Raw genomic sequence first — 26,907 nt, forward strand, 5'->3', positions numbered from 1 at the left:
CCCTGATGATATATTCATAAGCGTTATATTCATAACGCGATTCATTGACGAGGGACTGGCATGACAGACCGAAAGAAAAAATTTTCTGCCCCCGTTTTTCCACTCTTCCTAATCGCCTCCCTTTTCCCCTTCTTCTCTGGCTGCAGCGGTGCTCATCAGCACCTGATCGTAAAAAAGGGTGACCTTGCCCGGGTGAATTACACCTGCCGGGTCCCTGATGGCGACGTAGTTGCCACCACTTCAAAAAGAATCGCCGAGGATAACACCTCGTATCCGAAATCCCCGGTTTTTACCCATCGCCAGGTGTATGGCCCTTCCGTCCTCACGGGTGGCCAGGAGATTGTAACTTCGGAAGACGGTTTTCTCAAGGAGTTTGAGAAAACCATTGAAGCCAGGCTCTCTCAGTTGATTGTCGGGACTGAAGTGGGAAAGGAATACAGTTTTGAGATTGACGCTAACACGCCAGCCAATCTGAAAGATGAGGACCGGTTCCTGCAGATGGCCAGAGTCAGAAAAAGGCCGAAAGAGAAGCGGATGCCCAGGGATTATTATCTGAAACTCAGCAAGGGTCTTGAGCCTGAAGCGGGCCAGCGGGTCGAGGTGGAGCCGGGGCTTTGGGGAAAGGTAATCTCTCTGGACGGGAAAGATGTCCTCGTTAAGATTCTGGCTCAGCCAGGCTCCCGCATCCCCACACCTCCCTTTGGCCAGGGACTGGTCAGCGAGAAGGAGGATTATTACGAGATCGAAATTGAAGCCCGGGTTGGAGACCTGATAAAAGCCGGGCCGTATACAGGAAGAGTCGTTGAGGTAAACGATCAGGTCATTATTTCCGACTTTGCTCATCCCTTTGGCGGGGAAATGTTGACCTGTGAGGTCAAAGTGGAGGCTGTCGATCCCCCCGGCGCATCCGGGAGAGCACTGCAAGCACTCCAGCAGGCGGTCGATAAGGCGCGGCAGAGTGAAACAGGAAATGCTGATATACATCTGAATCAAAGTGGCCTTCCGGAAGACCCGAACAGGGTGCAGCCGGGAGATCTGATTCTGGCTGATTATACCATTTCCCTGGAAGACGGACAGGTTTACCGTACGAGCCGGGAATCGGTCGCTCATGATCCAAACAGGGTAAAAATGCCGGAGTATCAGGAACCCAGACAGTTTCTTCCGCTGGAAATCATTGCCGGTGAGCCATCCGATATTCCGGGTTTATCCGAAGCCTCGGTGGGGTTGCCCGTTCATGGGAAAAAAACAATAACCATACCGGCTGATAAGGCTTTTGGTCCTCCCGGCAGTCAGGAGATAAAAAAATTTCCGCTGAACAAACGCCTTCCCCGGACCATGAACCTGTCTCCGGAGCAGTACGTTCAAAAATTCAAGATGTTTCCCAGCCTCGATGCCCGTGTTCCCCTGACTCCCTACTTCGAGGCGGTCGTAACCGAGGTTACTCCTCAATATGCCCGGCTTTCGGCGGTTATTGAAGACGGGAAGCAGTACGAAGACCCCTTTGGGACAACCGGAGTCTTTCTGGATGGAAATCAGGTCGTAATTTCCCTGCAGCCCCGAATAGGCGCGACTTTCGAAATGGAAGGGAAGAAAGGGATAATCACGGAGGCGGATGAGGATAATTTTACCGTCGATTTCCGGCACCCTCTGGCTGGCAGGAACATCGTGCTTGATTTTGAAGTAACTTCTCTCACCAAAGCATCGAAACTGAAAAAAGAAGAACTGCCCTGGCAGGAGAACCACGATCAGGGTCTTGACACTGCCGGGCGGGAAAATAAACCTATTGTACTGTTTCTGTACGCAGACTGGTGTCCCTGGTGCCAGAAGATGCTCCAGGAAACCTACCGGCATCCCCTGATGAAAACCCTGGCTGATAAATTCGTCTGGCTGAAGATTAATTCTGAGAAGGAAAGCAAATATAAAGCTCTGTATCAGCAGGACGGGTTTCCTCTGACTGTCCTTTTGGACTCACAGGGGAAAATGGTAAAAAAATTTGATGGCTTTATTCCAGCAACTGCATTGAGGAGGGAACTGGATAATTGTTTAGAGGGGTACTAAAAATCATCGGTAAGACCCTGCTCCTCCTGTTCATCGTCATGATTATTGGCGGCACATCTTCAGGAGCGGGTGCAGAGGTGCAGGAGGATGCTCTTCCGGAGGAAGAGAAGGTTACTTTTCAGATCAGGGAATTCAGCATTGAGGGGAACACGCTTTTGGATGACAGTGAGATCGAACGTGCAATTTCAATATATAAGGGAAAAAACAAAACCGATGAAGATGTAGAACGGGCAAGGTCAGACCTCGAAAGCCTCTATCACCGGAAAGGGTATCCGACCGTACTGGTAAATATCCCGGAACAAACCGTAGAGAAAGGAGTAATCAGGATCGAGGTTATTGAAAGCAGGATCGGCACGGTGACAATCACCGGAAACGAGTACGTCACCAAAAAGAAGATCCTGAGGCAATTATCCGGTTTCCATCCCGGCGCTATCCTGTATATGCCCACGGTGCAGGAGCAATTGGGCCGCATCAGCAGCAATCCTGACCTTCAGGTGAAACCGGTCCTGATACCGACAAGGGAATTAGACATTATCGATGTCGAGCTGAAAGTGCAAGACCGGCTTCCTGTTCACGGGTCTTTCGAGCTGAATAACCGCTCGACTCATACCACTCCCGATTTACGGACCACGGCATCGCTTCGGTACGACAATCTCTGGCAGCAGGACCATTCCCTGGCTGTTCAATACCAGACCTCACCGGAAGAGCCGGATGAGGTTCAGTCCGTCTATATTTCCTATGTCCTTTCACCTCCCTGGGATTACCGGCAGGGAATGGCCTTCTACCATATAAAATCAGACAGCGAGACAACCACGGCAGGGGATATTCAGGTTCTCGGAAAAGGGAGGATTACCGGATTCAGATATCTCATACCCTTCCCTGCCTCCGAGCGCTGCCAGCACACAGCTTCCCTGGGGATCGATTATAAGGATTTTGACGAGACCATAGGCTTTAAAAATAACGACAATAATTTGAAAACTCCTATCCAGTATGCTCCCCTCTTCTTATCCTACAGTGCATCGCTCCCGGATTCGCATGGCTCAACGACCCTGAGCACTTCGTTTAACATGGTCTTCCGGGGGCTTTTGACCGAACAAAAAGAATTCGAAGCCAAACGCTATCAGGCAAAAGGCAACTATCTGTTTCTGACCGCCAAAGCCGAGCGGTCTTCCAAATTGCCCGGGGATGCCGGTCTCCTGCTCAGGCTGGATGGACAACTGGCCAATCAGCCATTGATTTCCAACGAACAATATCCTGCCGGAGGAGTTGATAACCTCCGGGGGTATAAGGAAAGCGAAGAGCTTGGTGATAATGCGATTCATTTCACCCTGGAGATGCAAAGTCCCAACCTTTTTCAACGGCTGGGATTCCGGAAAGCGGGTAATCTCACGCTCCACGCTTTCTATGACGGAGCGATTCTGCAGGTGCTTGACCGGTTGAGCGAGGATAGCGAAGGAAGCACCGTGAAAAGTAAAAATGCGGGCATTACCCTTCAGGGTGTGGGTGCCGGTTTGCGGGGTGGGATTGGTAATCACTTCAAGTATGGTTTTGACTGGGGAGTGGCTCTCAATGATACGGATTTGACTGAAAAGGGAGATACCCGGATGTACTTTAATCTCCTGTATCAATTTTAAAGGAAATCCTGAATGATGACAGATTTCAGACAGAAAAAGTTCAGAAAAAAATCTCTGGTTTTTCTCATGATTTTCCATCTCTGCCTCCTGCACCTTCCCGCCTTTGGAGAGCCTTTGATTCCCGGTTACTACGGCGATCCGGTGAAATTCACGCCCCGTCCTCCCGATCCTGTTTGCGTGCCCCGAGGTATCATACAAACAGAAGGTGTATCCGGCGTGGAGTATCCGGCTGACAATCAGGCTATCATCCACCAGAATGACAAAAAAGCTATTATCGATTGGGAGACCTTCAATATCGGCAGGGAATCGTATACGCATTTCGATCAGCAGGGACAGACCGGCTGGGCGATTTTGAACCGTATTCATGATAATAAACCCAGTCAGATTTTCGGACAGCTTACCGCGGATGGAAAGGTATACTTGATCAACCAGAACGGTATTCTCTTTGGACCCGGGTCCCGGGTTAATGTCCATTCTCTGATAGCCTCCTCGTTAAATATCAATGATGAAGATTTCCGGCAGGGCATATTGAAATTCAACGCTGATCCTTCTTCTAAAGCCGTTGTTTCCAATCATGGGAATATAGAAACACCTGATGGAGGCTCTGTTTTCTTATTCGGGACATCAGTTGAAAACAGCGGGACCATCGATTGTCCGATGGGACAAGTTGGCCTTGCAGCCGGAACGGCGATTGAGCTTGTTACCCCATCCGGCCTGGATACATCGCGGCCTGGCAAGATAGTAAAAAATTCTGGCGTCAATCCGGGTACGGCGGTGAATTTCGAGAATGGCCGGATCAGTGCGGATCTTGGCCTGGCAGGTATGTATGGCAAGACAATCAACCAGCAGGGCTTAATACGGTCTGTAACCGCGGTGAAGAGAAATGGAAACATCGAATTGCTGGCTACTGATAAAGTAGCCACCGGGGCGAAAAGTATCACTGCCTGTCCGGTGAGTGATTCATCGGAAAAGGTTCATCAATCTTTCCCTTTCATGAAAAGCAGTATCACCATTGGAGGCTGGGACCCATCCATCGATTCAGCCAGCGGGAGCGGAATGGCACGGGTCAACACGGTCGAACATCTGGGGAGTATCGAAGCCCCGGCAGGACAGGTGAATATCACCGCAGATACGAGAGTTTACCTGGGGGAGGAGAGCATGATCGATGTCAGTGGCCAGTGGGTCGGACGTCCGGGTGAAACGAACCTGATCGAGACAAAACTGAACAGTGTCGAATTGAGGGATGATTTTGGGCAAAAGACCGGCCCGCTCAAGGGAGAAACGATCACCTTCAATGCCAACAGCGGCTCATCGATCGGCAATGTTTCCGGCTCCCTGAGCTCTGAAGAGCAGACAGCTCTTGAGCGCTGTTCAATGGGCGGGGATATCTCCATAGAATCCTTTTCAGGGGATATTATCTTGAGAAAGGGATCCCTGGTCGATTTTTCCGGGGGCGGAACTCTGTATAGCCGGAGCTTTGGAGAGACCACGAAATTGTTAGCCGGGCATACTGTCTACGATATCAGCACTGCTCCCCAATGGATTCAATATGACAAAGTGCTGGGATTTTTCCGCAAGGAGTATCCACGATTTGGAGTCTGGAAGGACTATCAGGGCCTCTATTATGGCGGGATTGCACCCGTTATGGAATACCAGCCCTCTTACATCGAAGGTGGTAATGCAGGATCGTTAATTCTGAAAGCCAGAAGACTGGTTTTAGATGGACAGTTGCATGGTTCAGCCTTCAGGGGAATTTTTCAGACCGAGTTTTCCCAACCCCTGGATGAATTCGGTTTTACCACCACCAGAGGAGTGGTCCAGCCCAAAGGAGGAACCCTTGAGATTGGCTATTATGATTTTAAGACCGGTATCGACAACAGGGATCTGTATACGGATGAAATCGTTGTCCAGTCCCAGGTGCAGCCCCTGGCGGAGGATTTCGCGCCAGGCGACTCCCTGTCCGGGACTTTTTCCACTACGTATATCCCGGAATACCTGTTGAACACTGCCGGATTGGCGGATATTAAACTTTACAGCAATACTGGCATAACTACCGGGAAAGACACCCGCATCACCCTTCCTCCCGGCGGAAGTTTCCAGGCCGCGGCGCGAAGCATTGTCCATCAGGGGGAAATAACCGCCCCCGGAGGTTTTATCCGTTTCGACAATGACGATAACATTACCTCATTTGAAACCACCGCCTTGGGTCAGCCCAATAATCACTATATCCCTTTGCCGGGCCATCTGCCCGAAGGGATTCATCTGAAAGAGGGAAGTATCGTAACTGCGGCTGGAGAGAAGATCGATTATCTGCTTCCACCAGCCCTGAGCGGCTTACCGGAGGGTGGAGACATCCGGATTTTTGATAAAACAAGCTCTCAGGGCGGTATCCATATCGATCGGGGAGCCCTCCTCGATGTCAGCGGCGGATATGTCACCTCCCCGAAAGGAGAGATTTCCGGCGGCGGGGCCGGGCTTTTGGATTTGCGGAGCCTGCATCTTTCCCTGGCGGGTGATTTGCGGGGGCACGCTCTGTACGGTCAGACCGGCGGTACTCTTTCTCTCCACACCGGTGATATCCGGGTAGTTCCGAATACCAGTTCCCAACAGGAAAGTACAGACCATCAGGAAAATACCGGAGAGGAATGCATCCTGCCGGATAATTTTTGGGCTTCCACAGGCTTTACCCATATCGGCCTGATCAGCGAAAACGATATTCATATTCAGGAGGGATCGATTCTTGCTCCCTCACAGGTAAAACTGGCACAGCCTCTGCCGAGAATAACTCCTTTTTCCCCTGAGGCATCTATTATCGGAACGGTGAACAAACCTGATCTCACTCCATTGTCCTTTATCACCGTACCCTTCGATGAGCTTGGTTCATCTTCCGTGACCTGTAAAGCCGGTGTGCCGGTGGATAGAACCGGCATCACCGGTGATATCAATCTCGAGGCTGCCGTCTCGGTGGATTCAGGGGCGAAGATACAGACCTCGATCGGCGGGAAGGTCGAGGTAAAAGCTCCCTCGATCACCATAGCGGGGAGCCTGGAAGCCCCGGCAGGCACTATCTCTGCTTCGGCCAATGACCTTGTCATCGGTGAGACCGGCCGGATTACCGCCGCCGGTTTTAATAAACCGGATAAAAAACCCCGCGCCCAGGGTCTGCCGACAGGATTTACTTCGCTCTCCGGCGGAAGTGTCAAACTGGAGGCAACCGGGAACCTGATCCTGGAGGATGGATGTCTGATCGATGTTTCAGGACCATCACCTGCCTTTACGCTGATACAAAACGCTGACGGGTCTTTTACAACTGTGCCCACTGCCGGTGATGCCGGAAGCCTTACCCTGTCCTTTGGCGGATACCTGAATCCCCGGATAGATTCCGAAGAAAAAACCGTGCAGGGCAGGCTGGATGGCGTGACACTGCTCGGACACGGGAAAATGGATGGAGCAGCCGGGGGGAAATTCATCATCGAGCGAAAGGACGTTACGGGCGGGTTGAACATTTATGCTGATGACATGAAACGCATCGTGCAGAAAAGCTCTCCCGATCAAAGCGGCGGATTTGATGCCCTTGAATTGAGGAGCTGGAGCGGGATCGAGTTTGCCGAATCACTGAATCTGACCCCGGAGCGAAGCCTTACCCTCGATGCTCCGCTGATCAAGGCAGCAGGAGCGGAGCAGGTCTATCTGCGTGCTCCCTGGCTTCGCCTGGTGAACAGCGCTCAATATAATTTTCAGCCCTCACAAACGGGAGAGGCAATGATACAATGTTCAGCCAACTGGATCGACACCGAGGGCGACATTCAGTTTTCCGGCTTCCAGGATGTCCAATTGAACGCCGAACATGATTTGACCTTGAGCGACAGGCATACCGTTTTCCTGGGATTTGACCTCGGCTGGAAGGGGGAATTGAATACCGCCGGTAATCTGACCCTGCGGGCTGAGCGGATTTATCCGACCACTCTTTCCCAGGTTACCATTCATTCAGACCGCAAAGTTACCATCCTGCCCGGAGAAAACACTCCTTCCAGTACTATCTATTCTGCCGGGGGAAAACTGACGATCGAAGCGGACAGTATCGAGCACAGGGGAACACTGGCTGCGCCGATGGGTGAAATTGCCCTCTGTCAGAATGGAGAGACAGGGGAGATCTCTCAGTCCCGGATATACCTGGCGGCAGGAAGCAAAATCACCACAACGGGTGAAGCTTCGGTTAATTACGGAGACCTCAGCAATACCTCATGGACTATTCCCGACAAGAGCGATAAGAACGAACCGAGTAAGAAACAGGCTGCAACCCTGCCGCATAACTCAGTATCCCTGAACAGCTCGGAGATTATTTTCGACAAGGACGCTCTGATCTCAGCCGATGGCGGGGGGGAAATCTTTGCCTATCAGTTTTTGCCGGGTATCGAGGGTTCCCGTAATCCCTTATCAGCGAGCGGGCGTTCTGTCATTCTCCCTGACAATAGCATTGTGCTGCCGGGAAAGGCCGTATACCTTGAGGGTGTCGAGGGAGTGCCGCAAGGGATATATTCCCTGCTGCCGGAGCAGTTTGCCTTTATGCCCGGTGCTCTGGTTATCACGGATCTTGGTCCGCATTACACCATCGATACCTTGATGCTGTCCAAAGAAGGAAGTCCGGTAACCAGGGGATTTACGACTATCCGGGACACCGGCTTCACAGCAACGGTCCCGCATATCTACTCGATAAGGCCGGCAGAAAAGGTAGTGCAGGAGGGTAATTTTACTCTCGCTCACCTGACAGCCGGAAATGCCGGTGAAGTAACGATCAGGGGGAATACGTCGGTTCTGGAAGGAACAGTGAGTGGAAAACCGCTCCCTGGTTTTGAAGGAAACCGGATAGAACTGGGCGGCAAAACGGTATTCGTCGGGCAGTTCTCCGAGGCGCTTCTGCCTGGATTCTCCTTTGACGAAGATATGCCTGCGTTTTTGAAGGACAAACTCTACATCGATGCCGGGGGGCTGTCAGGAAAGGGATTTAAAGAAATCGTCCTGGGCGGTGTGGAACTGAACGGGAAGGAATACCAGGGAACTGCTAATATCACGATCCAGGATGGGGCGCACCTTGCGGGAACGAATCTTACCCTGGCGGCAACGCAGGACATTACGGTTCAGTCAGGCGCACTGCTTCAGGCTGAAGGAGAGATTTCGAAAGGTGAAGGCTCTATAAGTTTGATATCCCCCAAGGGCAGGGTGACTATCGAGGAGAACGCCAGCGTGCATGCCAGTAATGTCCTCAACCTGGAATGTAAAAATATCGCCTCCTCAGGCGATATTCAGGTGGATAACAGCACGCTGAACCTGATGGGAGAGCGGATCGAGGTTACGGCTGACCCGCTTAACCCGCAGAATGAGTCAAGCCTGGTCTTCACTCCCCAGGAGCTTGCCGATATTACCAGGGGTTTTACTCACCTGAGCCTTACCGGCCGCAGGGAGGTGGTTTTTCACACTGCGCTCGACCTTGATTTCGGTGACGCTTTCCTCATTCTGAACACGCCAAGGATGAGTGGCCGGGGGCTGAGTGAAGGCGATGCCGTTTCTCTCACCTCCTCGAAAAGAATCAGCCTTTTGAATACCGGGCTGCCAGGCGAAGAGAGCGAGCTGCCGGATACCGCTACCCTGTCCCTTACGGCTGACGAGCTCGTTATCGGGCAGGGAGATATCTCTTTTGACGGTTTTCGGAAAATCAATCTTACCAGTGGAACGGACCTGGTCTTCAGCGGAAAGGGCTCCCTTGCAGCCAGCGGAGATGAATTGAATATCAAAGCCGCACGGGTGACTGCATCTTCCTCCCAGGCCGGGGAACCAGATTCCCCGAATAACACCGGCGTACCTTACGAAGTTGCCCGGTTCACGGTCAACGCCCCGGACAGCCGGGTAGCGATAACCAGGAACGGTCAGGGCACAGCCGGGGAGAACACCACTCCAGGGGGAAGCCTGAGCGTTGCAGCTCAGAATATCATCCTGGATGGCCTTATCGAGGTTCAAAGCGGCCAGATTGCCCTTGATAGCAGGGGAGAAGCCGGTGGAATTTTCCTCAACCAGGGATCTCAGATTCTGGCTCAGGGAAGCGATTATGCTCCGGGGGGAAAGGTTTCCCTCTCCACCGAAGCGGGGCAAATAGATATTGCGGATGGCGCACTCGTCGATGTCTCGGCAGGTGATCAGGGCGATGCGGGAACTATCAGCCTGTATGCACCCCAGGGGAAAGTCGTTCTGGATGGTGAAATCAAAGGAAATGCCAGGGATTCCGAGGCCAGGCGCGGTCGCGGCGGCAGGTTCACACTCGATACCACCCGGTACGGTCAAGAGGATGGGCCGGTGAATCTTGCCCAACTGAACGGCAAGCTAAAACGAGGCGGATTCGACCGGGCGATTGACCTTCGTTTCCGGGCTGGCGATATAGCGCTGCCGGAGAACGAGCAACTTTCCGCCCATTCGGTCAAGCTCGTGGCCGATGGCGGCAACCTCGATATTTTTGGCATTATCGAGGCCCCTGCCGGGAACACGGAAACCGGAAGGGTGGAATTGTACAGCCGTGATAACCTTACCCTGCATGCCAGTAACCAGGTTGGCGATGAAGTAACCGGGATATACGCTCCGGCTGGGGAGGTCATCCTCGGCACGGCCCGAGGGACAGTGATTCTGGGAGGGGTTGAACCAGGGGAAAAAGCTCTGATCGATGTAGGCGGTGAGGATGATGGAGAGAAGAGCGGTGGCACGGTTACCATCCGTGTTCCCCGGGAGAACCTGGATAACCTGCTGAACAGCCAGGCGACGGTACAGGGAGCCTCAGAAGTCATAGTCGAGGCTGTCAAGGCGTATGACTTCGCTTCCGGCGTTATCGGTGCCGGGGATATCGACAAGATGCGTGAAGATACGGCAACCTTCATGTCAGGCTTGTCCCTCGAAGATGGCGGCACGCTTCATATTCGCCCCGGCATCGAAATATCCCATCAAGGTTCGTTATCCCTTTCTTCAGACTGGGATTTTACTGCCTGGCGGTATAATGGTGAGCCGGGCAGTCTCTCTTTGCGGGCGGGCAATGATCTGAACATCGCCGGTCATCTCCTGGATAAAGGGAATGATTCCACCTGGCGGTTTGATCTGGCAGCAGGATCCGATCGGGACAGCGCAGATCCTCTGGCGGTTATCAAAGGAACGGGGAACCTGAACGTTACCGATAATACAGCAGTTTACACGGAAAACGCACCCATTTCCTTTGCCTCGGGCAATAATACCACCATAGGGCATTTAAGCAGCAGTTATGCAGTATTCAAAGACATTGAAGTAGAGAAAATTCCCTTCAATAGGATTCCGTTTAATATGGCTTCAGAAAGTGGCCGGATACAGGGCACAGTGGAAGGCTCGCTGATTCTGAAAGGCGGGGCCATTCAAACCGGAACGGGTGATATTCAGGTTGAAATCGGGAACGATCTCGATCTGGATTCATATTTTGACACCAAAGGTAAAACGGTCTTAGGTTCAATCCGTACTCTGGGAGAGCATCCTTCACCTGCTCCAAGCCAGGCATATTGGGAATATACCAATGGAGGCGGTATCAGCATCGAGGCAGGCGGAACTGTCGGAGCTCTCCAATTGATTAATAAAGACGCATGGGATTGGGCAAACAATTATATCGTTATCGATGATAACGGAGACAAGGTAACCAGGACAGCGTGGTCGGCAAGTTACGAGAGAGACCTGCCCACCCAGGGGCTGGCGGCCATGGCCGGGGGGGATGTAAAAGTCTTTGCGGGCAGCGACCTGTATTGTCAGATTGGAACGTTCGGCAGCGGGGATTGTGAAGTTTTTTCAGGGGGAGATATCGACGGAAAGTTTCTGGTGAAAGAGGGACGAGGGTATTTCTCCGCAATGGGAAATGTCGGTGGCAACATCCAGGATCTGACTTTTGAAGTTTTCGATTCCCAAATATCAGTAACCTCTCAGGGGAATATCCACCTGGGTACAATTGTCAATCCCACTACCGTGAGGGATGGTTTCAATGTTGATTCTCTCTGGAACCTTACCTATTCTCCTGATGCGCGGGTTACCCTGAGAGCTGAGAGCGGGGATGTAAGCATTTCCGGGAAAACCGGCAACCTGTCGATAACATATCCCACCGATAAATCGAAAAAACCTCTTCTTCCCCCTACCCTCAAGGTGTATGCCGGAAGGGACATTCATTTATCAGGCAACGTTACGCTGACACCTTCGGAAACGGGGAATCTCGAAATGATAGCCGGAAGAGATATCGATGGATTATATTCCACAGGGGATACTTTCACCCGGTCATCGATTCTCCTCTCGGACCTTGAACCATCAACGGTATACGGCGAACAATCAGGAGAGGAAGGTATCAATATCGGCAGCGTTATACTCAATAATCTCGTCAACTCTCATTTACATGCGGCCAATCCGGTTCATCGAAACGATACTGCTGCGGTCACTATCCATGCTGGCCGTGACCTTAAGGACATGAGTTTGTATTTGCCGAAAAAAGCGGACATTTTTGCCTCCGGGGATATCAGAGACATCGAGTATATCGGCCAGAGCATTCTGCCAACTGATGCAACCCGCATCAGGGCAGGAGAGGATATCTTGTTCAGTACATCGTCGCTTGTTACCGGCAGCACGGGGATCGAGCATGGCGGTCCGGGATTTCTGCTGGTCCAGGCGGGAAACAGCATCGATCTGGGAGCCAGTAAAGGGATTCAGTCTGTGGGGCACTATTATAACCCTGCTCTTGGTCTGGGAAAGAGCTCACTGGCTGTTGTCTCCGGGTATTCCCTGGATCTGGATAACGATAAAATCAGTACCTTTTTCCAGGATTTAAAAACCAAGGCTACCGAGTATTGCAGGCTGCTCAATGAGGAGGGAAGTAATCGGGCTGCCCTGAAGCTGGAGGAAATACGGCAAGGACTTATCGATCCCTTCCTGCAATCGGCCAAGCCAGGAGATGGTCATATTAACATGTTTGACTCACAGATCAATGCAAGCGGAGAAATGGGAGATCTGGCCATCATAGCCAGGGGAGATATTAATATAGGCAGAACAACCTTTCCCACTGATAACCAAAGCACAAAGAATTCCGGTATCTATACGGCAGCAGGTGGCATGATCAATATTTTTGCCGGGGGTGATGTTAATGTCAATGAATCCCGGTTAATGACCTTCAGGGGAGGAGATATCCTGGCCTGGAGTGATCTGGGAAATATCAATGCCGGAAGGGGCTCGAAGACGGCGATCAATACCGAACCGCCGAAACTCGATATCGACGAAAACGGTGAAATCATTGGAGTAAAATTCGAGCCTCCCGCAGTCGGGAGTGGTATCCGCACTTTAACTTATGATCCCGATGGATTTGAAGGCCCCCTTGAAGCGCCGCTTGCCGGAGATGTCTTCCTGTTTGCCCCGACCGGTGAAATCGATGCCGGTGAGGCTGAAATTGTGGGCAGAAACATCAGCATGGCAGCACGAAGCTATAAGAACGTGCAGAATATCAGCTTTTCCGAGGGCTCGATAGGAGTTCCATCGACAGGAGAAAGCTCTGCCAACATCGGTGCTCTGACCGGGGCCGGGAATCTTGCACCTCAAACAAAGCTCAGCGAAGAGTCCTCGGTTACGGATTCGCCTGCCCAAAGGCTGGCGAGCAGTATAAAGCAGGCAGAGGAGGCTTTCTCCTTCAATAAAGATATCGACGTGGAAGTTATCGGATTTGAAGAGGGATCGGAAGGGAAAAAAGAGAAAAAGGATAAGGAAGAAGATAAGGATGACAGAAAGGAACAGAAAGGTGGCAAGTAGGAAAAGGTACATGAAACGACGAAAGGGTTTGGGAATAATCGTTGCTTTGACTTTCATCTGCTTATCGACGGGCACGGGATTCTGTACCGACAAAAATTCACCACCGGCGTATGCTGACAGTGGCGATGAATCGACTGCCGAACAGGGTGAAAACCTTTCTGAGAGGCTGAAAAGTATCGAGCTCAAGCTGGAGGCTCAGGAGAAGATTATGTTAGCGGAAGAGCAGATACTGGCGGATCAGGGGAGTCTGCTGAACACGATGATCAATGAAGGCAAGTTGCCGGAGTGGGTCAAAAAGGTGAAATTGAGCGGTGATTTTCGCCTGCGCTATCAAAGCGATATGTTTGGCCAGGATAATCCTGAGCTGCTCAAACCGGATGATCCCCGCACCATTATGAACACCCAGGAGGACCGGGACCGGCTCCGCATCCGTTTCCGGTTGGGATTGACAGCCAAGGTGAACGATCGGATGGAGATCGGCGCCCGGCTGACGACCGGTAACGAAAAAGAGCCTGTCTCGACCAATGAGACACTCGGAGATTACTCCAACAAAGACGGCCTGGTCATTGACAGGGCTTATCTGCAGATACGGCCGGTCAACAGGGCGGCATTCTGGTTTGGAAGAATGCCAAACCCATTCGACTCCACTGATCTTGTCTGGGATAAGGATCTTAATCTGGAGGGGTTGGCTCTTACCGCTACTGCCAATGACCCGAAAGCCCTGGTTGAAAAAAATTGGGACCTTTCTGTCACCGCCGGTTTTTTCCCGCTCCAGGAACTGGAATACTTCTCGGATGACAAGTACCTGTATGGAGGTCAGATCGGAGCGAAGTACAAGCCGGTAACAGCCCTGGGATTGAAGCTTGCCGTTGCCTATTATGATTACCGGAATATCGAAGGTAAGTTCAACGATCCCGCAGGTCCTGGCGATGAGACGGATTACACCCTGCCCGCCTTCCAGCAGAAAGGGAATACCCTGTTTAATATCAATACGAAAATGAATGACAAAGGCGAGATTGCGAAGAAACTCGCCCTGGCCTCCGATTTCAATCAACTGGACATCAATTCCTCGATCGAGATTGCCATAAAAACTATTGCTGTCCAGCTCATGGCTGATTATGTCAAAAACCTTGGATTTGACAAGGACAAAGTACGGGAGAGAACCGGGGTCGAGGTTCCTGAAGAGACCGAAGGATACCAGGTTGGCGTAGCCGTTGGACACCGGGAAGTGAAAGACCTGTGGCAATGGAACGGTTCTTTGTCTTTCAGGCATCTGGAAGCTGACGCCGTGATTGACGCCTTTACCGACTCCGATTTCCATCTTGGCGGAACCAATGCCGAGGGCTGGATCCTGGGAGTCCAACTGGGAGTTGGGAAGAATGCATGGTTATCCTTCAACTGGCTGACCGCGGATGAGATCGGCGGCCCGCCCCTGGCAGTTGATGTAATGCAGATCGATTTGAATGCCGCTTTCTAGGAGGCAGGGCATGATCTGCCTGAAGCAGTATAGAGTTAACAGGTGAAATAAGGGAGAACGAAGAGAAAGATGAGAACGAACATACAAAGGCAGGATTGTGCAGTTCTGGCAGGATGTCTGATAGGATTGTGGCTTGTCAGTACCTTCATGCTGACTCGCTCTGCATGGTCAGCGGAATTCAAGGTGTTTGTCGAGGGGGCATATACGGACGATACTCTTATTGTGCAGATATACGCGAATACCGATACTTTCAAGATGGCAAGTGCCGGGGTGAAACTCTCCTACGATCTAACCCGATTAACCGTGATCAGGGTTACAAAAAATGAGAGCCTTTGGTCCATCAGTGATGGAGGAGCAAAATTTCCTTATATGGAGCCCGATATCAGTAAGCCCGGCGAGGTGATTATCATTGCAGGGAAGCTCGATCTTTCAAACCCCTCCCAGGGGGTCTGCGGAGAAAGAGTGCTTTTGGCTGAAGTCGAGTTTGAACGGAATGAACATCCCAAGGTGCCACCGATTCTGGATGTATCAACGGTCAGTCTCGATTACGCACGAAGCGGGAGTTACTGTAATTTTGTTACGGTTGAGGGAAAAGTATTGGACCATGATTGTGTCACCTTCGGATCTTTTCACGTGGGGCCAGTGGGGCTTGGCGGCAACATTGTGCAGCGTGGTGATGCCAATGGCAATGGGAGTATTGAAGCCACTGATATAGATGCCATTACCCGGTATCAGAAGGATGGAGGAAATGCCCACGAGTGGATGGACTGCAATAATGATGGAAGAGTTAATGTCCTTGATATTGCCTGTATTCAAAATAAACTGACGAATGCGAGGTAACAACTATGAAGAGAACAGTAAGAAAGGGACCAATGCGGATGAAAGGCAAAATTTGGTATAGTATCCTGTCGCTTCTGGTAATTCTTGCCTTGAGAGTATTGCCGGTACATGCCTATTCCGTTTATCTTGGGGTGGACAATTCCTTTGATTTTTCCAGGCTGAGTGCTTTTGAATTCAGTGTGACAGGCATGAACGTGGATGATATCGCTTCGTCGACTATTCATCAGTCAGAGTCGGTAACCATAGATGGGATTACCATGAATGGCAGCATCCCGCATCCTTCCTCGCCAGGAGATGAATACTGGGAGATTTACAAGACTGCATCGTCAAACGGCGTGGCTGGTTATTGCACAAATTATGCGGCTCTCACGCCACTGACACCGGGACTGCTGATGTCATTGGAAGCTGAAAGCCCGTTCGGTATTACCGATCCTCTTCTGGGATCTTTGTATGATTCAGATGGCAGCTACCCTCATCCCTACCGGATGGTTTCGCAGGAAATTCCGCAGGGCATGCTGTATACGTATACCACGAATCCTGTCCCCCTCCCCTCAAGCCTCATTCTTCTTGGTTTAGGGCTGACCTGTCTTGCCATCTTCCGCTACTGTGCTTTGAAAATCCGGTGCTGTATGGCACCTAACAGGAAAAGGTCTTAGGTAAGAAGCAGTATCTCCATGTCTACTGCCATCGAAGAACAGCAGGAATTCTCCCGGCTGCTCACGATCCTTGTCCGGCGCAAATGGTGGTTCATTCTCCCCATTTTCTGGGTAAGCGCTCTCGGTGTGATCATCGCCCTGGTACTGCCCGATATCTTTCTGTCCCGCTCGACCATTCTGATAGAGAATCAAGCCATCCCTCAATCCTTTGTGTCATCGCCGGTAACGAGCTATGCAGAGCAGCGCATTCAGACTATTACCCAGGAAGTCATGTCCCGTTCCCGGATCTTGGGTCTCATTCGAAACTACGACCTTTTTCCGAAGAAACGCAAATATCTCACTACAGACACCCTCATTGAAAAAATCAGAAACCGGATTTCCATTGAACCCATCAATGCCGAGATCCACCATCAGGCCCAAAACCGTCCATTTCTGCTGACGATCGCCTTCAGCCTTTCTTTTCAGGATGAAGATCCTAGAAAGGCCCAGGCAGTGGCCAATGAAATTTCCTCCTATTACCTGGAGAAGAATCTGGAATCACGGGAAAAACATGTTCAGAGCACGACCAAATTCCTCGATGAACAACTCAGGGAAGCAAAGGCTGAATTGTCTGATTTGCAGGCCCAGATAGCCAGATTTCAGCAGGAGCACCTTGAGGAACTGCCTGAATTCATGACCCTTAACATGCAAAAGATAGAAAAGCTCAACGATGAACTGCGCCGGATCAATATGCAAATCCATTCACTCGAAAATCAGAAAGTTCCCTTGAAAAGCCGGATAACCCTGCTCAAATCCCAGGGGAGTGAAAAAATCATAAGCTCTGAAGAAAGACTCTCGCAGTTGGAGCTTGAGCGGGCGCAACTGCTTGCTCAATATTCTGAAAACCATCCGCTCGTCAGAGCAAAAAACCGCGAGATAGATATCCTGAAGGAAAGGAACCGGACAGCAGCACCGGGAGCAGGGAAGGATGGGGACCGGTTAACAGAGCTTGAAAGAAAGCTTATCGAGCTCAAGTCGGCATATTCTCCGCAGCACCCGGCAGTGAAAGAGCTGGAAAAAGAAATCGAAACCCTGCACCAGAACACCGGGGAAAGCCGGAACAATAATGAACCCTCGGACACGGAAGACGACTTTGCGGCAGCCGCAGCCAATCCGGGCTCCATTTCTCTCCAGGCGGAGCTGGAGCGCATAGATGCCACTATTGGCTCTCTGAAGGCTGAAAGGATCGAGATCGAAAAAACGATCAGAGACATCGAGGGGAAAATGCGCTCAATGCCTTCGGTGGCGAAAAGGTTCAATGAGCTTGACAGGGATTACCAGGCTGCCAGGGCCAGCTACCGTGAAATCACCGAGAAGCTCTCAGCCGCGAAGATCTCTCAGGGTATGGAAGAAGAGCAGCTCGGAGAGAAGTTTACCGTTGTTGAACCGGCCTTCCTTCCTGACAAGCCGTATAAACCGAATCGAACGGTAATTATAGCTCTCGGGTTTCTGATAGGATGCGGGCTTTCTCTCTTCCTGGTCACGTTCCGTGAATATACTGATGAAAATATCAGAGACAGTGCCGCCCTTGAGGATGTAACCGGCATACCGGTGCTGGCCACTATTGCAGCCATGAAATCACCAGCGGATATTGCTCATGAGAGACAAAGGAAAGTGATGGCGGCGGTCATGGTTTTCTGCTCCCTGGCCCTTGCCGCATACCTTGCTCATCATTATCTGATTGATTTTTATATTGTATATTCCAGGCTTGCTTATTTTTTGAGATCAAATTTCATTTTCTGACATCATATGTTTCCAACTCGGCCAACTCCTGAAACCCTTATCAGCCATAAGATCATGGCCATAGAAGAGAACCATGCAGTCAGTGATGAATTCAGGCTGCTTCGAACCCGCATCGTGCAGCGGTTCAGTCAAAATGGCTGGAGCAGTCTGATGATAACCGGATTCAGCGCCGGCGATGGGAAAAGCACCATCGCGCTCAATTTAGCAATTACTTTTTCCAAAGACACAAGCCATACGACCCTGCTGGTCGATCTGGACCTGCGAAAGCCCGCGATCCAGAAGACCCTGGGGCTGGAACCCGAAGTCCCTGGCACCGGACTGAATTCTTATTTTCTCGGCAAAAAATCATGGGAGGAGATTATCATACATCCTGGCATCAATAACCTTGCCATCCTGCCTGCCGGCAGCGGAGCTTCCCCTGGCCTGGAGGTTTTCGGCTCTTCGCTCATGAAGACGCTGATAAAAGAACTGAAGGGGAAATATGGAGATTGCTTCATGATTTTTGACGTTCCATCCGTCTCCTTATACCCTGATCCCCTGATCCTCTCTGAATATGTCGATGCGATTCTCCTGGTAGCCAGAAGAGGCAGGATACCCCGCGGGAAAGTAAAGAGAGCCATCAGTCTGCTGCCCCGCGAAAAACTGTTGGGGATTGTGTTTAATGACGGGTGAGAGGCCGAGCTCCTGAACCTATGTCTATGTCTTACTCCCCAAAACTCAAAATATCGATGACCCTGAGCATACTCTGTCCCCTGGTGATCCTCGGATGCATGAGTAGAGCTGACCGGGTGAGCAGCTACCTGGCCAAAGGGGACCGGCTCATGGCTGAGGGAGATCCGACACGGGCTATTCTGCAATATAAAAACGCTTTGCAGCTTGATCCAAAGAGTGTGCGAGTCAGGTTATCCCTGGGGAGGTGCTATTGTGCTCAGCAGCAGTATCCAGAAGGTTATCGGCAATTTACCGCTGCCCTTGAGCTTGATCCTGAATCTGATGAAGCCCGGCTTGAAACAGCCGCTTTACTGGCCAGAGGCAACCAGGAACAGGCACGTAAAGCCCTGAGCGAGTTGGCCCGGTTGAAAAAACCTCAAGATTATGAACCGCGCTTCAGTATTGTCAAAGCAGAGTCTTGCTTCAACCTTGGGCAGATCAGGGATGCTCTTGCTATCCTTTCTCCCCTCCGGGATAAAGAAAAAAACCTGGATATCCAGCGCCTGTTAACCTTTTGTTACCGGAAAACAGGAGACTTCGAGAAGATGAAGAAGGCAGCCCAAAAGTGGCAGGCGCTCGATCCTTCGGAAGCCTTGCCCTATATCTTTATGGCCCGGTATTTCCACCAGGTGAAAGATAACCGGCAGGCCCTTCGGGAGCTGGATGCTATGGTGAAAAAAAATACTGCGAATCAGGCTGACTTCGCCTTACTGCGGGCCAGAACACTGGAACAGCTTGGAATGCTGAAAGAAGCGCAAGCTGCCTTTGAAGCGCTTCCCCGCGAGCCTGAATTGCTCCGGGAGAAAGCGGATTTTTTCCTCAGGCACGGAAATGAGGAAAATGCCGAGCGGATTTTGCGGCAAATTATTGCCGACAAACCACAGGATGGAGATGCTGTCATCCAATTGAGCCGGATGCTCGGATTCAGGCGTCGTTTTGACCAGGCACTTGAGCTTTTAGATACAACGATTGCCCTCGATTTACCCGATTCCGATCAGGAGCGCATGGTGCTCGAAAAAGCCACCCTGACCGCCCTTCAGGGAAAACTCAAAACAGCAAAAACCATCTGCACAACAGTATTGCAGGGCAATCAGAGCAATGTGGACGCTCGTTTTCTCCTCGGTAAGATCCTGCTGAAGCTTGGGGAGATGGAACAGGCGGAGCTTCACCTCAACCAGGTTGTTGTGGCGCGCCCTGAGCTTGGGGAAGCCCAGGTTCTCCTGGCTCAATGTCAGCTCTCCAGCAGGAAAGATTCCCTGGCGGAAGAAACGCTCCGGAAATCTCTTCGATTCAACCCATCTGATCTTACCGTGAGGATGGAGCTTGCCGATGTTTATCTCCAGAGGGAAAATCCTCAGAAGGCAATAAAGGTTTTGGATGATGGCCTGGCCCTGAAACCGGATGAGGCCAATCTTCTCGGCAAGCGGGGTGCAATCAAGAGAGCGCAAAAAGATTATACCGGGGCGGAGAAAGACTTTAATCAGGTCATCCGGGTGCTGCCTGCATCTTTCCTGGGATATCTGGAAATGGGCCATTTGCGGTATATGCAGTCCAGGCCCGATGAAGCGATTGATTGGTATAAACAGGCCATGACACGGAAAGGCGGCCTGGAACAGGCTCTCCCGCCCTTGTTGAAAGTTTGCCATGAAAAAAAAGAGCTTGATACCATGACCACCCTGGTAAAAACCCGGCTGCACGATACCCCTTCAGACCCCATCCTCCACTATTATCTTGGAATAGCCTTCATGGCCCAAAAGTCATGGGAAAATGGCGAATGGGAATTATTGACTGCCAGGAGACTGGCTCCCCAGTGGAGCACCCCTTGTCTGGCCCTGGCAAAATTGTACATCAGGCAGCGAAAACCGGATAAGGCGTTGGATGAGCTCAAAATGGCCTATGAGAATCACCCGGCTTTGCCGGTTGGCCTGCAATTGGCAGCGCTGTATGAATCCCGCGGCAATTGGAAAGACGGGGTGGCCGTATACCAGGATATGCTCGAAAGAAATGGCGACCTGCCCGTGTTGCTGAACAATCTGGCCTTTTCCTATGCAGAATATTATCCGGATGAGGTGCGGATGAAAGAAGCGGCGCAGATGGCAGCCCGATGCCTTGCCCTGAAGCCGGAAAATCCTACTTATAAAGATACCGCTGCCTGGGTAGCTTATAAGCAGGGCAAAATGGATGCTGCCTGGAATTATATTCAGGAAGCCCTGGCCATCGCTCCCGATGAGGGTGTTTGTAACCTGCACGCAGCCATAATTCTCCATACGAGGGGTGAAACGGCACAAGCGCTCCACTATCTGGAAAAAGCGGTAAGATGTCAATTAGACCCTCCCGCACGTGATAAGGCTGTCTTATTACGGAAAGAATGGAACAAACAGGGTAAGAAATCATAATTTTTTTGAGGTTGAGGATTGCTTATGTTTCCGATAAAAAAATTCCCCGTATTTTTTATTTTTGCTGCTTTGCATCTTTTGCTCTTTTCTCCGGTATTGTCTGCGCAGGAGGCTGGAAGCGAGGACCGGCGCGATCAGCCCTATTACCTTGGACCTGAAGATATCCTGGAAGTCTCTGTCTGGAAGGAACCGAACCTGACCCGGCAGGTGGTGGTAACGCCGGACGGGAAAATTTCTTTCCCGTTTGTGGGCGAAATATCGGCCAAAGGTGCCACGGTCAAAGAACTGGAGGAGAAAATAAAGAAAGCCATCAGCAGCTATATTCCCGAAGCAGTGGTTACGGTCATGCTTGTGCAGGCAAAAAGCATGAATGTCTATGTTCTCGGCGCGGTTGCCCGGCCTGGGGTCTACACTCTGGGAAGATCGATCAACGTGCTTCAGGCACTCGCCCTGGCTGGCGGGCTTACTCCCTTTGCCCGGGAAGACAGAATTACCATCATTCGAGACAATGAAGGCCGGACTGCGAAATTAGCGTTCGACTACCGGAAGATCAGGAAAGGAAAATCCCTTGAACAGAATATCCTCCTGAAAAGCGGTGACGTAATCCTGGTGCCATGAAGTTGAGCTGGAAGTGAAATTTAAGGGATATCAAAGAGTAGTCACTATCTTCTGGATGGTGGTTTTCTGCGGGGCATTCTCTCCTTATCAGAGTTCCGGAAGCAAACACAGCCTGCATAGCCGTTTTCTGATGGGAGAAGAATATAACAGCAATGTCTTTTGGACAAGCCGGAATCCCCAAAAAGACCGGGTGTTCTCGTTCTCTCCCTCGTTCACGTGGGAGAAGAGATTTCCCCGCGATGCAGTGAGTGCGCAGGCAGGATTGAATTTCATTCGATACCGGCGAAATGACGAGCTCGATAGCCGCTCAGAGCACTATTGGATAGCCTACGATACGGACCTGACACCTCGTTTCCAGGGAAATCTGACCGGGACTTACTTCAAGGATACCACACTTGAAAGCGATCTTGAGGAAACCGGCATCGTTTACAGCCACGCTGCCCGGGAAAAATACACGGTCAGTCCCCGGTTAACCTGGCTTCTTTCAGAAAAATCTCGAGCTTCCCTCTCCTATAATTACTCCGGAATTTTCTATACCAGCTCCAGCTATATCGAATACGATGTCAATGAAGGAGCCCTCCTTATTTCTCACCGGATGCACGATGGAAGGGTTAATTTCAGGTGGAAAAATGGTTATACACGGTATGATTATTACTCCCGAGACCGGCATTTTACGGACAATTATCATTCTCTTCTTGGAGCGGATTATCGGTTCAGTGAGCTTATTACTATTTCGGCTGATGGAGGTATCCGCTTCAGTAAGACCGGGACAGCAGAGGGTGATGACCTTCAGCAGAATGACCATACCACCGAGAGGAGCAGATTTGGCCAGGTGAGTTTTCAGTATCAGCATTCGCGGGGCACCATCACCAGCGGTTTGAGCAAAGACATTACTCCCTCCGGAACGTATGGAGTAATAACGCAGGATAAGCTCTACCTCACTGCTGACTATCAATTCCTCCGAACCCTGAGCTGCAAGGTCAACCTGACGAGGAACAGCTCGAAAACAGATAATTATGTTTTCAATCTATCTCAGAAACATACCATAAATTATTATGAATGGGCTGTCTCTCTTATGTATAGGTTCAGGAAACACGCCTTTATTGAGCTGATGTACAGGCCTCAATTCAGCAGCCGTACCATACAGGCATCGGACATCGAGATCGAGGAAGAACGAAAGCGAACGAGCATTTTCTTCAGGCTGGGAGTCGATCATGGCATTAAACTCTAAAGTATAAGGGCATCTATGGAAGAAGTTATTGACAAAAATACATTTGACTATTCAGCGATTATCAAGCGCAGGAAAAAATTTCTGTTTATCCCTTTAATCAGCATTTTTCTGCTATCGAGCCTGCTGGCTTTTCTCCTCCCCCCGGTATACCGGACCAGTTGTACTGTTCTTATCGAGGGACAGCAGGTCCCTTCTGATCTCATCCGCAGCACCGTTACCTCCTATGCCGAGCAGACCATAGAAATGCTGAACCAGCAGATTACCAGCCGAAACAGGCTCCTTGAGATCATCAACCGGCTGGATTTATACCCGATGCTGCGAAAGAGGAAAACTGCTGAGGAAATCATCGAAATAATGAGAAAAAGCATTTCCCTCCAGATGATCAGTGCAGATGTCGCTGACCAGCGAACCGGGAGATCGAGCACGGTCACGATTGCCTTTAAGCTGTTTTATGAGGGAAGGGACCCGGAAAAAGTCCAGAAAGTAGTTAACCTGCTGGCTTCTTTATATCTGGAAGAAAATCTGAAAATACGGGAAAAGAAAGCACAGACAACCTCCGTTTTCCTTGAAGGAGAGCTGAAAAGGCTCACCGAAACCATTTCCCGGTCGGAAATGAAAATCGCCCAGTTTAAATCAAAGTATTTAACCAGCCTGCCTGAGATGAGTCAGGTTAATATGCAGGCCCTTGATCGGCTTACGGCAGAGATGGACAATATCGACAGACGGATAGAGAGTTTGAAGGAGCGGGAGGTTTATTTGCAGGGCCAGCTCAATGTGACTGATCCGCATCTGCCGGGGCTCAGGACAAAAACCGGCCGCTCGGTTGCCCTTCAGGAAAGGCTGGCCCAGCTCGATGTCGAGTATCAAATGATGAAGGCTTCGTATGCAGCAAACCATCCGGATCTGATTAAACTGGAGAAGGAGATCCGGCTGCTGAACGAAGAAGCAGAGGTAAGCCTTCAGGAGAACCGGAGGATCAAGGAAGGGGAACTTCAGGAGATGAAAGCCTCACTCAAAGAAAAGGAGGCCTTATTCTCGGATCAGCATCAGGATGTTATTCGCCTCAAAAAAGCCATCGCCTACCTGGAAGAGGATATTGCCGATATGGAGAAGAAAGCCGCTGCTTCGAAAGAATCGGAGGAAAGACCGGATAATCCTGCCTACATTAATATCAGCACTCAAATCGAAACTCTGCATCTTGAGCTGGAAGCGCTGAAAGCTGATAAAGCCGACCTCAAGGACAGGCTCGTTCATTACCAGCAGAGAGTGGAACTGTCACCCCAGATAGAGCAGGAGTATAAGCTGCTCACCCGTGACTATGACAACGCTCTGGCCCGCTACCGCGAAACAACGCAAAAACTCATGGAAGCAAAAGCGGCCGAGGCTCTGGAAAAAGAACAGATAGGTGAAAGGTTTACGATCATAGACCCGGGGATTTTTCCCGAAGAGCCTTACAAGCCGAACAGACTGGCGATCCTTTTGATAGGGGCTGTTTTAGCCTCTGCAATGGGCCTGGGATGTGCCTGCATCAGAGAGTTTACCGATAAGTCCATTCTTTCCGAAGCGGCCTTGAGCACGATCACTCATGTGCCGGTTCTGACAACTATTCCCCTGATCGAGAATGAAGCGGACAGAAGGAAAAGGCGGCTAAATTATGCACTGGCAGCTTTCGCGGCCCTGAGCATGATCGCTCTCTGTACCGTGCTTACCCATCTGTTTGTTATCCACCTCGACATATTGTGGGTAAAAGTGCTCCGCTTCGCAGAGAAGACCCTGTCCTCCCTGACATTCAGGGAGTAACTGAAAAAGATACCAGGAGGACAAACAATATCATGATTGAACCATCCTGCCGTGAACAGACCAGGAGAGTTGAAATACCCCAGGATATCCTGAAAGAGAAAAGGCTCATAGCTCTTTTCGATGACTCACCAGTGGCCAGCCGATACAAGGTACTCAAAACTCAAATCCTCCAGAGAGTAAAACCCCCAGGGTTGAATACCCTGCTGGTGACCAGCGCTATCGAAGGAGAGGGAAAAAGTCTTACGGCAGCCAACCTGGCCATCAGTCTGGCAAAGGAGCTGTACCATACGGTCCTGCTCGTGGATGCTGATTTGCGGATGCCGTCCCTGCGCTCTCTTTTCGGTCTCCATCAGGTCAAGGGGCTGTCCGATTTCTTTCTCGAAGGAGCGCCGCTCGCCGAACTGCTCATTTCACCCGGCATCGATAAATTGACGCTGCTTCCCGGACATGAGAGCCTCGATAATTCCGCCGAGGTAATCAACTCCCCGAAAATGAAACACCTGGTGGAGGAGATGAAGAGCCGCTATGGCGACAGATATATCATTTTTGATTCAGCTCCCCTCATCGGTTATGCCGATTCCCTGGTCCTCTCCCGGTACGTCGATGGGGTTATTCTGGTTGTAGAGTATGGGAAAACCGTTCGCGATCAACTGGAAAAAGCCCTTCAGCTTCTTCAGGGAAGCAATTTGATCGGTACCGTGTTGAATAAGGCTGTCATTTAAGAAGTTATAAGAAGTTCCCGAATTGGCAATCTTATCGATTTTCTATAAGCATAAAGAGGGAGGATTCACCCGGAGGCTCTACTCCCTCTACCGGGCTCTGGCCCAGGAAGGGCATGACCTGTATTATCTTTCCTCCGAAGAATTACCCGTCATTCATCAGCACATTAAACCCTGCCTTGTGTCGTCTCCTCTCACCGGCAAGGGAAATAAACCTTTTTGGCTGTATTTTATCTTCGGATCGCTCCTTGCGAGCTACCGGATAACGAAGAAACACCATGTCCGGACCATTGTCAATTTCGGGCCTTTTTACACCTTTCTCTGCCTTGTGCCCATCAAACTGAGGCGGATTCCGGCCATAACTTTTGTACGGGCGGATAACATGAAACACAGCCGGAATGCGGTGAGAAATTTGTTCTTTTACGGTCTTGACTGGGCCGGGATACGAATCAGCCACAAGGTGGTTTTTAACAGTCACACCCTGATCAAGACCTATCAGGCACGATATGGCATTCCTGAAGACAAGATTCACTTTATCCCCAATAATATTACCGGTCGATACTCCATCAGTCAGGAAGCAAAACAAGATATCCGGCAATCGATGGGAGTTCATTCACGGGAATTTCTGGTATCCACCGCCGGTGTATTCAATCCGGGCAAGAACTTCAGCTATCTTATCGAAGCGATGGAAGCACTTCATCGATATGGCATCAAGCTCCTGATTATCGGGGACGAGGTTGTGCCAAACGGTGAAAGGATACGGCTGAAAAACCTCACCCATCGACTGGGGCTCGATCGATCCGTCATATTTTGCGGATGGCAGAGCGACCCATCTGCCCTGGTGGCAAGTTCCGATGCGTTTGTTTTCCCCAGCAGATTCGAAGGCTCTCCCAATGCCCTGCTCGAGGCCCTCGGATGCGGCGTCGCCTGCCTGGGCGCTCGGATTGACGAGATAGCTGAGGTCTTGCACTACGAGGAACTGCTTTTCCCCCTCGATCACCATGAGGTTCTTGTCGGCAAGATAAAGCGCCTGAGATTCGATGCTGCCTTCAGGAGGAGGGTTGCGATATTATCCCAAAAACGCTGTGAGCATTTCCTCTTTGACTGGGAGCAGGAAGTGCTGAAGATCATCGACCAGGATGGGGGCAGGTAGC

The 26,907-nt window shown here is 50.8% G+C and carries 14 protein-coding genes; all 14 read left to right on the forward strand.

All coding sequences use genetic code 11. The features are described 5' to 3' along the window. Window positions 1-60 precede the first annotated feature (60 nt). The 14 genes from AB1611_11510 (at window position 61) to AB1611_11575 (ending at window position 26,906) form a co-directional block, all read left to right on the forward strand. Window positions 61-2,058, forward strand: coding sequence for a thioredoxin family protein (locus AB1611_11510; protein MEW6380216.1), 1,998 nt, complete (start codon window positions 61-63; stop codon window positions 2,056-2,058). After that, the gene (locus AB1611_11515; protein MEW6380217.1) at window positions 2,040-3,692 is read left to right on the forward strand and encodes a POTRA domain-containing protein; all 1,653 of its coding nucleotides are present in this window, start codon (window positions 2,040-2,042) and stop codon (window positions 3,690-3,692) included. The genes AB1611_11510 and AB1611_11515 overlap by 19 nt, the downstream gene beginning before the upstream one ends. A 66-nt stretch (window positions 3,693-3,758) precedes the next feature. Continuing rightward, entirely contained in the window at window positions 3,759-13,523 is a 9,765-nt protein-coding gene (locus AB1611_11520; protein MEW6380218.1) for a filamentous hemagglutinin family protein, read from the forward strand. Between the two features lie 10 nt (window positions 13,524-13,533). Further along, a complete protein-coding gene (locus tag AB1611_11525) occupies window positions 13,534-15,000 on the forward strand; it encodes a putative porin (GenBank protein MEW6380219.1) in 1,467 nt (488 codons plus the stop codon). Window positions 15,001-15,069: 69 nt separating this feature from the next. Then, window positions 15,070-15,840 carry a dockerin type I repeat-containing protein gene (locus tag AB1611_11530; protein ID MEW6380220.1) on the forward strand — a complete coding sequence of 257 codons (771 nt, stop codon included), beginning with the start codon at window positions 15,070-15,072 and terminating at the stop codon, window positions 15,838-15,840. Window positions 15,841-15,878: 38 nt separating this feature from the next. Then, window positions 15,879-16,496, forward strand: coding sequence for a PEP-CTERM sorting domain-containing protein (locus AB1611_11535; protein MEW6380221.1), 618 nt, complete (start codon window positions 15,879-15,881; stop codon window positions 16,494-16,496). Between the two features lie 18 nt (window positions 16,497-16,514). Next, complete coding sequence (locus AB1611_11540) at window positions 16,515-18,278, forward strand: GNVR domain-containing protein (protein MEW6380222.1); 1,764 nt, start codon at window positions 16,515-16,517, stop codon at window positions 18,276-18,278. Between the two features lie 6 nt (window positions 18,279-18,284). Further along, window positions 18,285-18,950, forward strand: coding sequence for a CpsD/CapB family tyrosine-protein kinase (locus AB1611_11545; protein ID MEW6380223.1), 666 nt, complete (start codon window positions 18,285-18,287; stop codon window positions 18,948-18,950). Window positions 18,951-19,048: 98 nt separating this feature from the next. Continuing rightward, the gene (locus AB1611_11550; GenBank protein MEW6380224.1) at window positions 19,049-21,385 is read left to right on the forward strand and encodes a tetratricopeptide repeat protein; all 2,337 of its coding nucleotides are present in this window, start codon (window positions 19,049-19,051) and stop codon (window positions 21,383-21,385) included. A gap of 24 nt (window positions 21,386-21,409) precedes the next feature. Then, window positions 21,410-22,003 (forward strand): polysaccharide biosynthesis/export family protein, encoded by a 594-nt coding sequence (locus AB1611_11555; GenBank protein MEW6380225.1) that lies wholly within the window; start codon window positions 21,410-21,412, stop codon window positions 22,001-22,003. Window positions 22,004-22,016: 13 nt separating this feature from the next. Further along, window positions 22,017-23,234: a hypothetical protein gene (locus tag AB1611_11560; GenBank protein ID MEW6380226.1), complete on the forward strand. Its 1,218-nt coding sequence runs from the start codon at window positions 22,017-22,019 to the stop codon at window positions 23,232-23,234. Between the two features lie 15 nt (window positions 23,235-23,249). Next, window positions 23,250-25,034, forward strand: a complete 1,785-nt coding sequence (locus AB1611_11565; protein MEW6380227.1) for a hypothetical protein — start codon at window positions 23,250-23,252, stop codon at window positions 25,032-25,034. A 32-nt stretch (window positions 25,035-25,066) separates the two neighbouring features. After that, the gene (locus AB1611_11570) at window positions 25,067-25,756 is read left to right on the forward strand and encodes a polysaccharide biosynthesis tyrosine autokinase (GenBank protein MEW6380228.1); all 690 of its coding nucleotides are present in this window, start codon (window positions 25,067-25,069) and stop codon (window positions 25,754-25,756) included. 22 nt (window positions 25,757-25,778) lie between these two features. Beyond that, window positions 25,779-26,906 carry a glycosyltransferase family 4 protein gene (locus tag AB1611_11575; protein MEW6380229.1) on the forward strand — a complete coding sequence of 376 codons (1,128 nt, stop codon included), beginning with the start codon at window positions 25,779-25,781 and terminating at the stop codon, window positions 26,904-26,906. Window position 26,907: the final 1 nt, after the last annotated feature.

The sequence above is a fragment of the bacterium genome (assembly GCA_040755755.1).
Classification (GTDB): domain Bacteria; phylum SZUA-182; class SZUA-182; order DTGQ01; family DTGQ01; genus DTGQ01.

Excerpts from the sequence above, each read along its gene's own strand:
- AB1611_11510 (MEW6380216.1), top strand. The coding sequence starts at position 61 with ATGACAGACCGAAAGAAAAAATTTTCTGCCCCCGTTTTTCCACTCTTC.
- AB1611_11520 (MEW6380218.1), top strand. The coding sequence starts at position 3,759 with ATGATTTTCCATCTCTGCCTCCTGCACCTTCCCGCCTTTGGAGAGCCT.
- AB1611_11525 (MEW6380219.1), top strand. The coding sequence starts at position 13,534 with ATGAAACGACGAAAGGGTTTGGGAATAATCGTTGCTTTGACTTTCATC.
- AB1611_11530 (MEW6380220.1), top strand. The coding sequence starts at position 15,070 with ATGAGAACGAACATACAAAGGCAGGATTGTGCAGTTCTGGCAGGATGT.
- AB1611_11535 (MEW6380221.1), top strand. The coding sequence starts at position 15,879 with ATGAAAGGCAAAATTTGGTATAGTATCCTGTCGCTTCTGGTAATTCTT.
- AB1611_11540 (MEW6380222.1), top strand. The coding sequence starts at position 16,515 with ATGTCTACTGCCATCGAAGAACAGCAGGAATTCTCCCGGCTGCTCACG.
- AB1611_11545 (MEW6380223.1), top strand. The coding sequence starts at position 18,285 with ATGTTTCCAACTCGGCCAACTCCTGAAACCCTTATCAGCCATAAGATC.
- AB1611_11550 (MEW6380224.1), top strand. The coding sequence starts at position 19,049 with ATGAGTAGAGCTGACCGGGTGAGCAGCTACCTGGCCAAAGGGGACCGG.
- AB1611_11555 (MEW6380225.1), top strand. The coding sequence starts at position 21,410 with ATGTTTCCGATAAAAAAATTCCCCGTATTTTTTATTTTTGCTGCTTTG.
- AB1611_11565 (MEW6380227.1), top strand. The coding sequence starts at position 23,250 with ATGGAAGAAGTTATTGACAAAAATACATTTGACTATTCAGCGATTATC.
- AB1611_11570 (MEW6380228.1), top strand. The coding sequence starts at position 25,067 with ATGATTGAACCATCCTGCCGTGAACAGACCAGGAGAGTTGAAATACCC.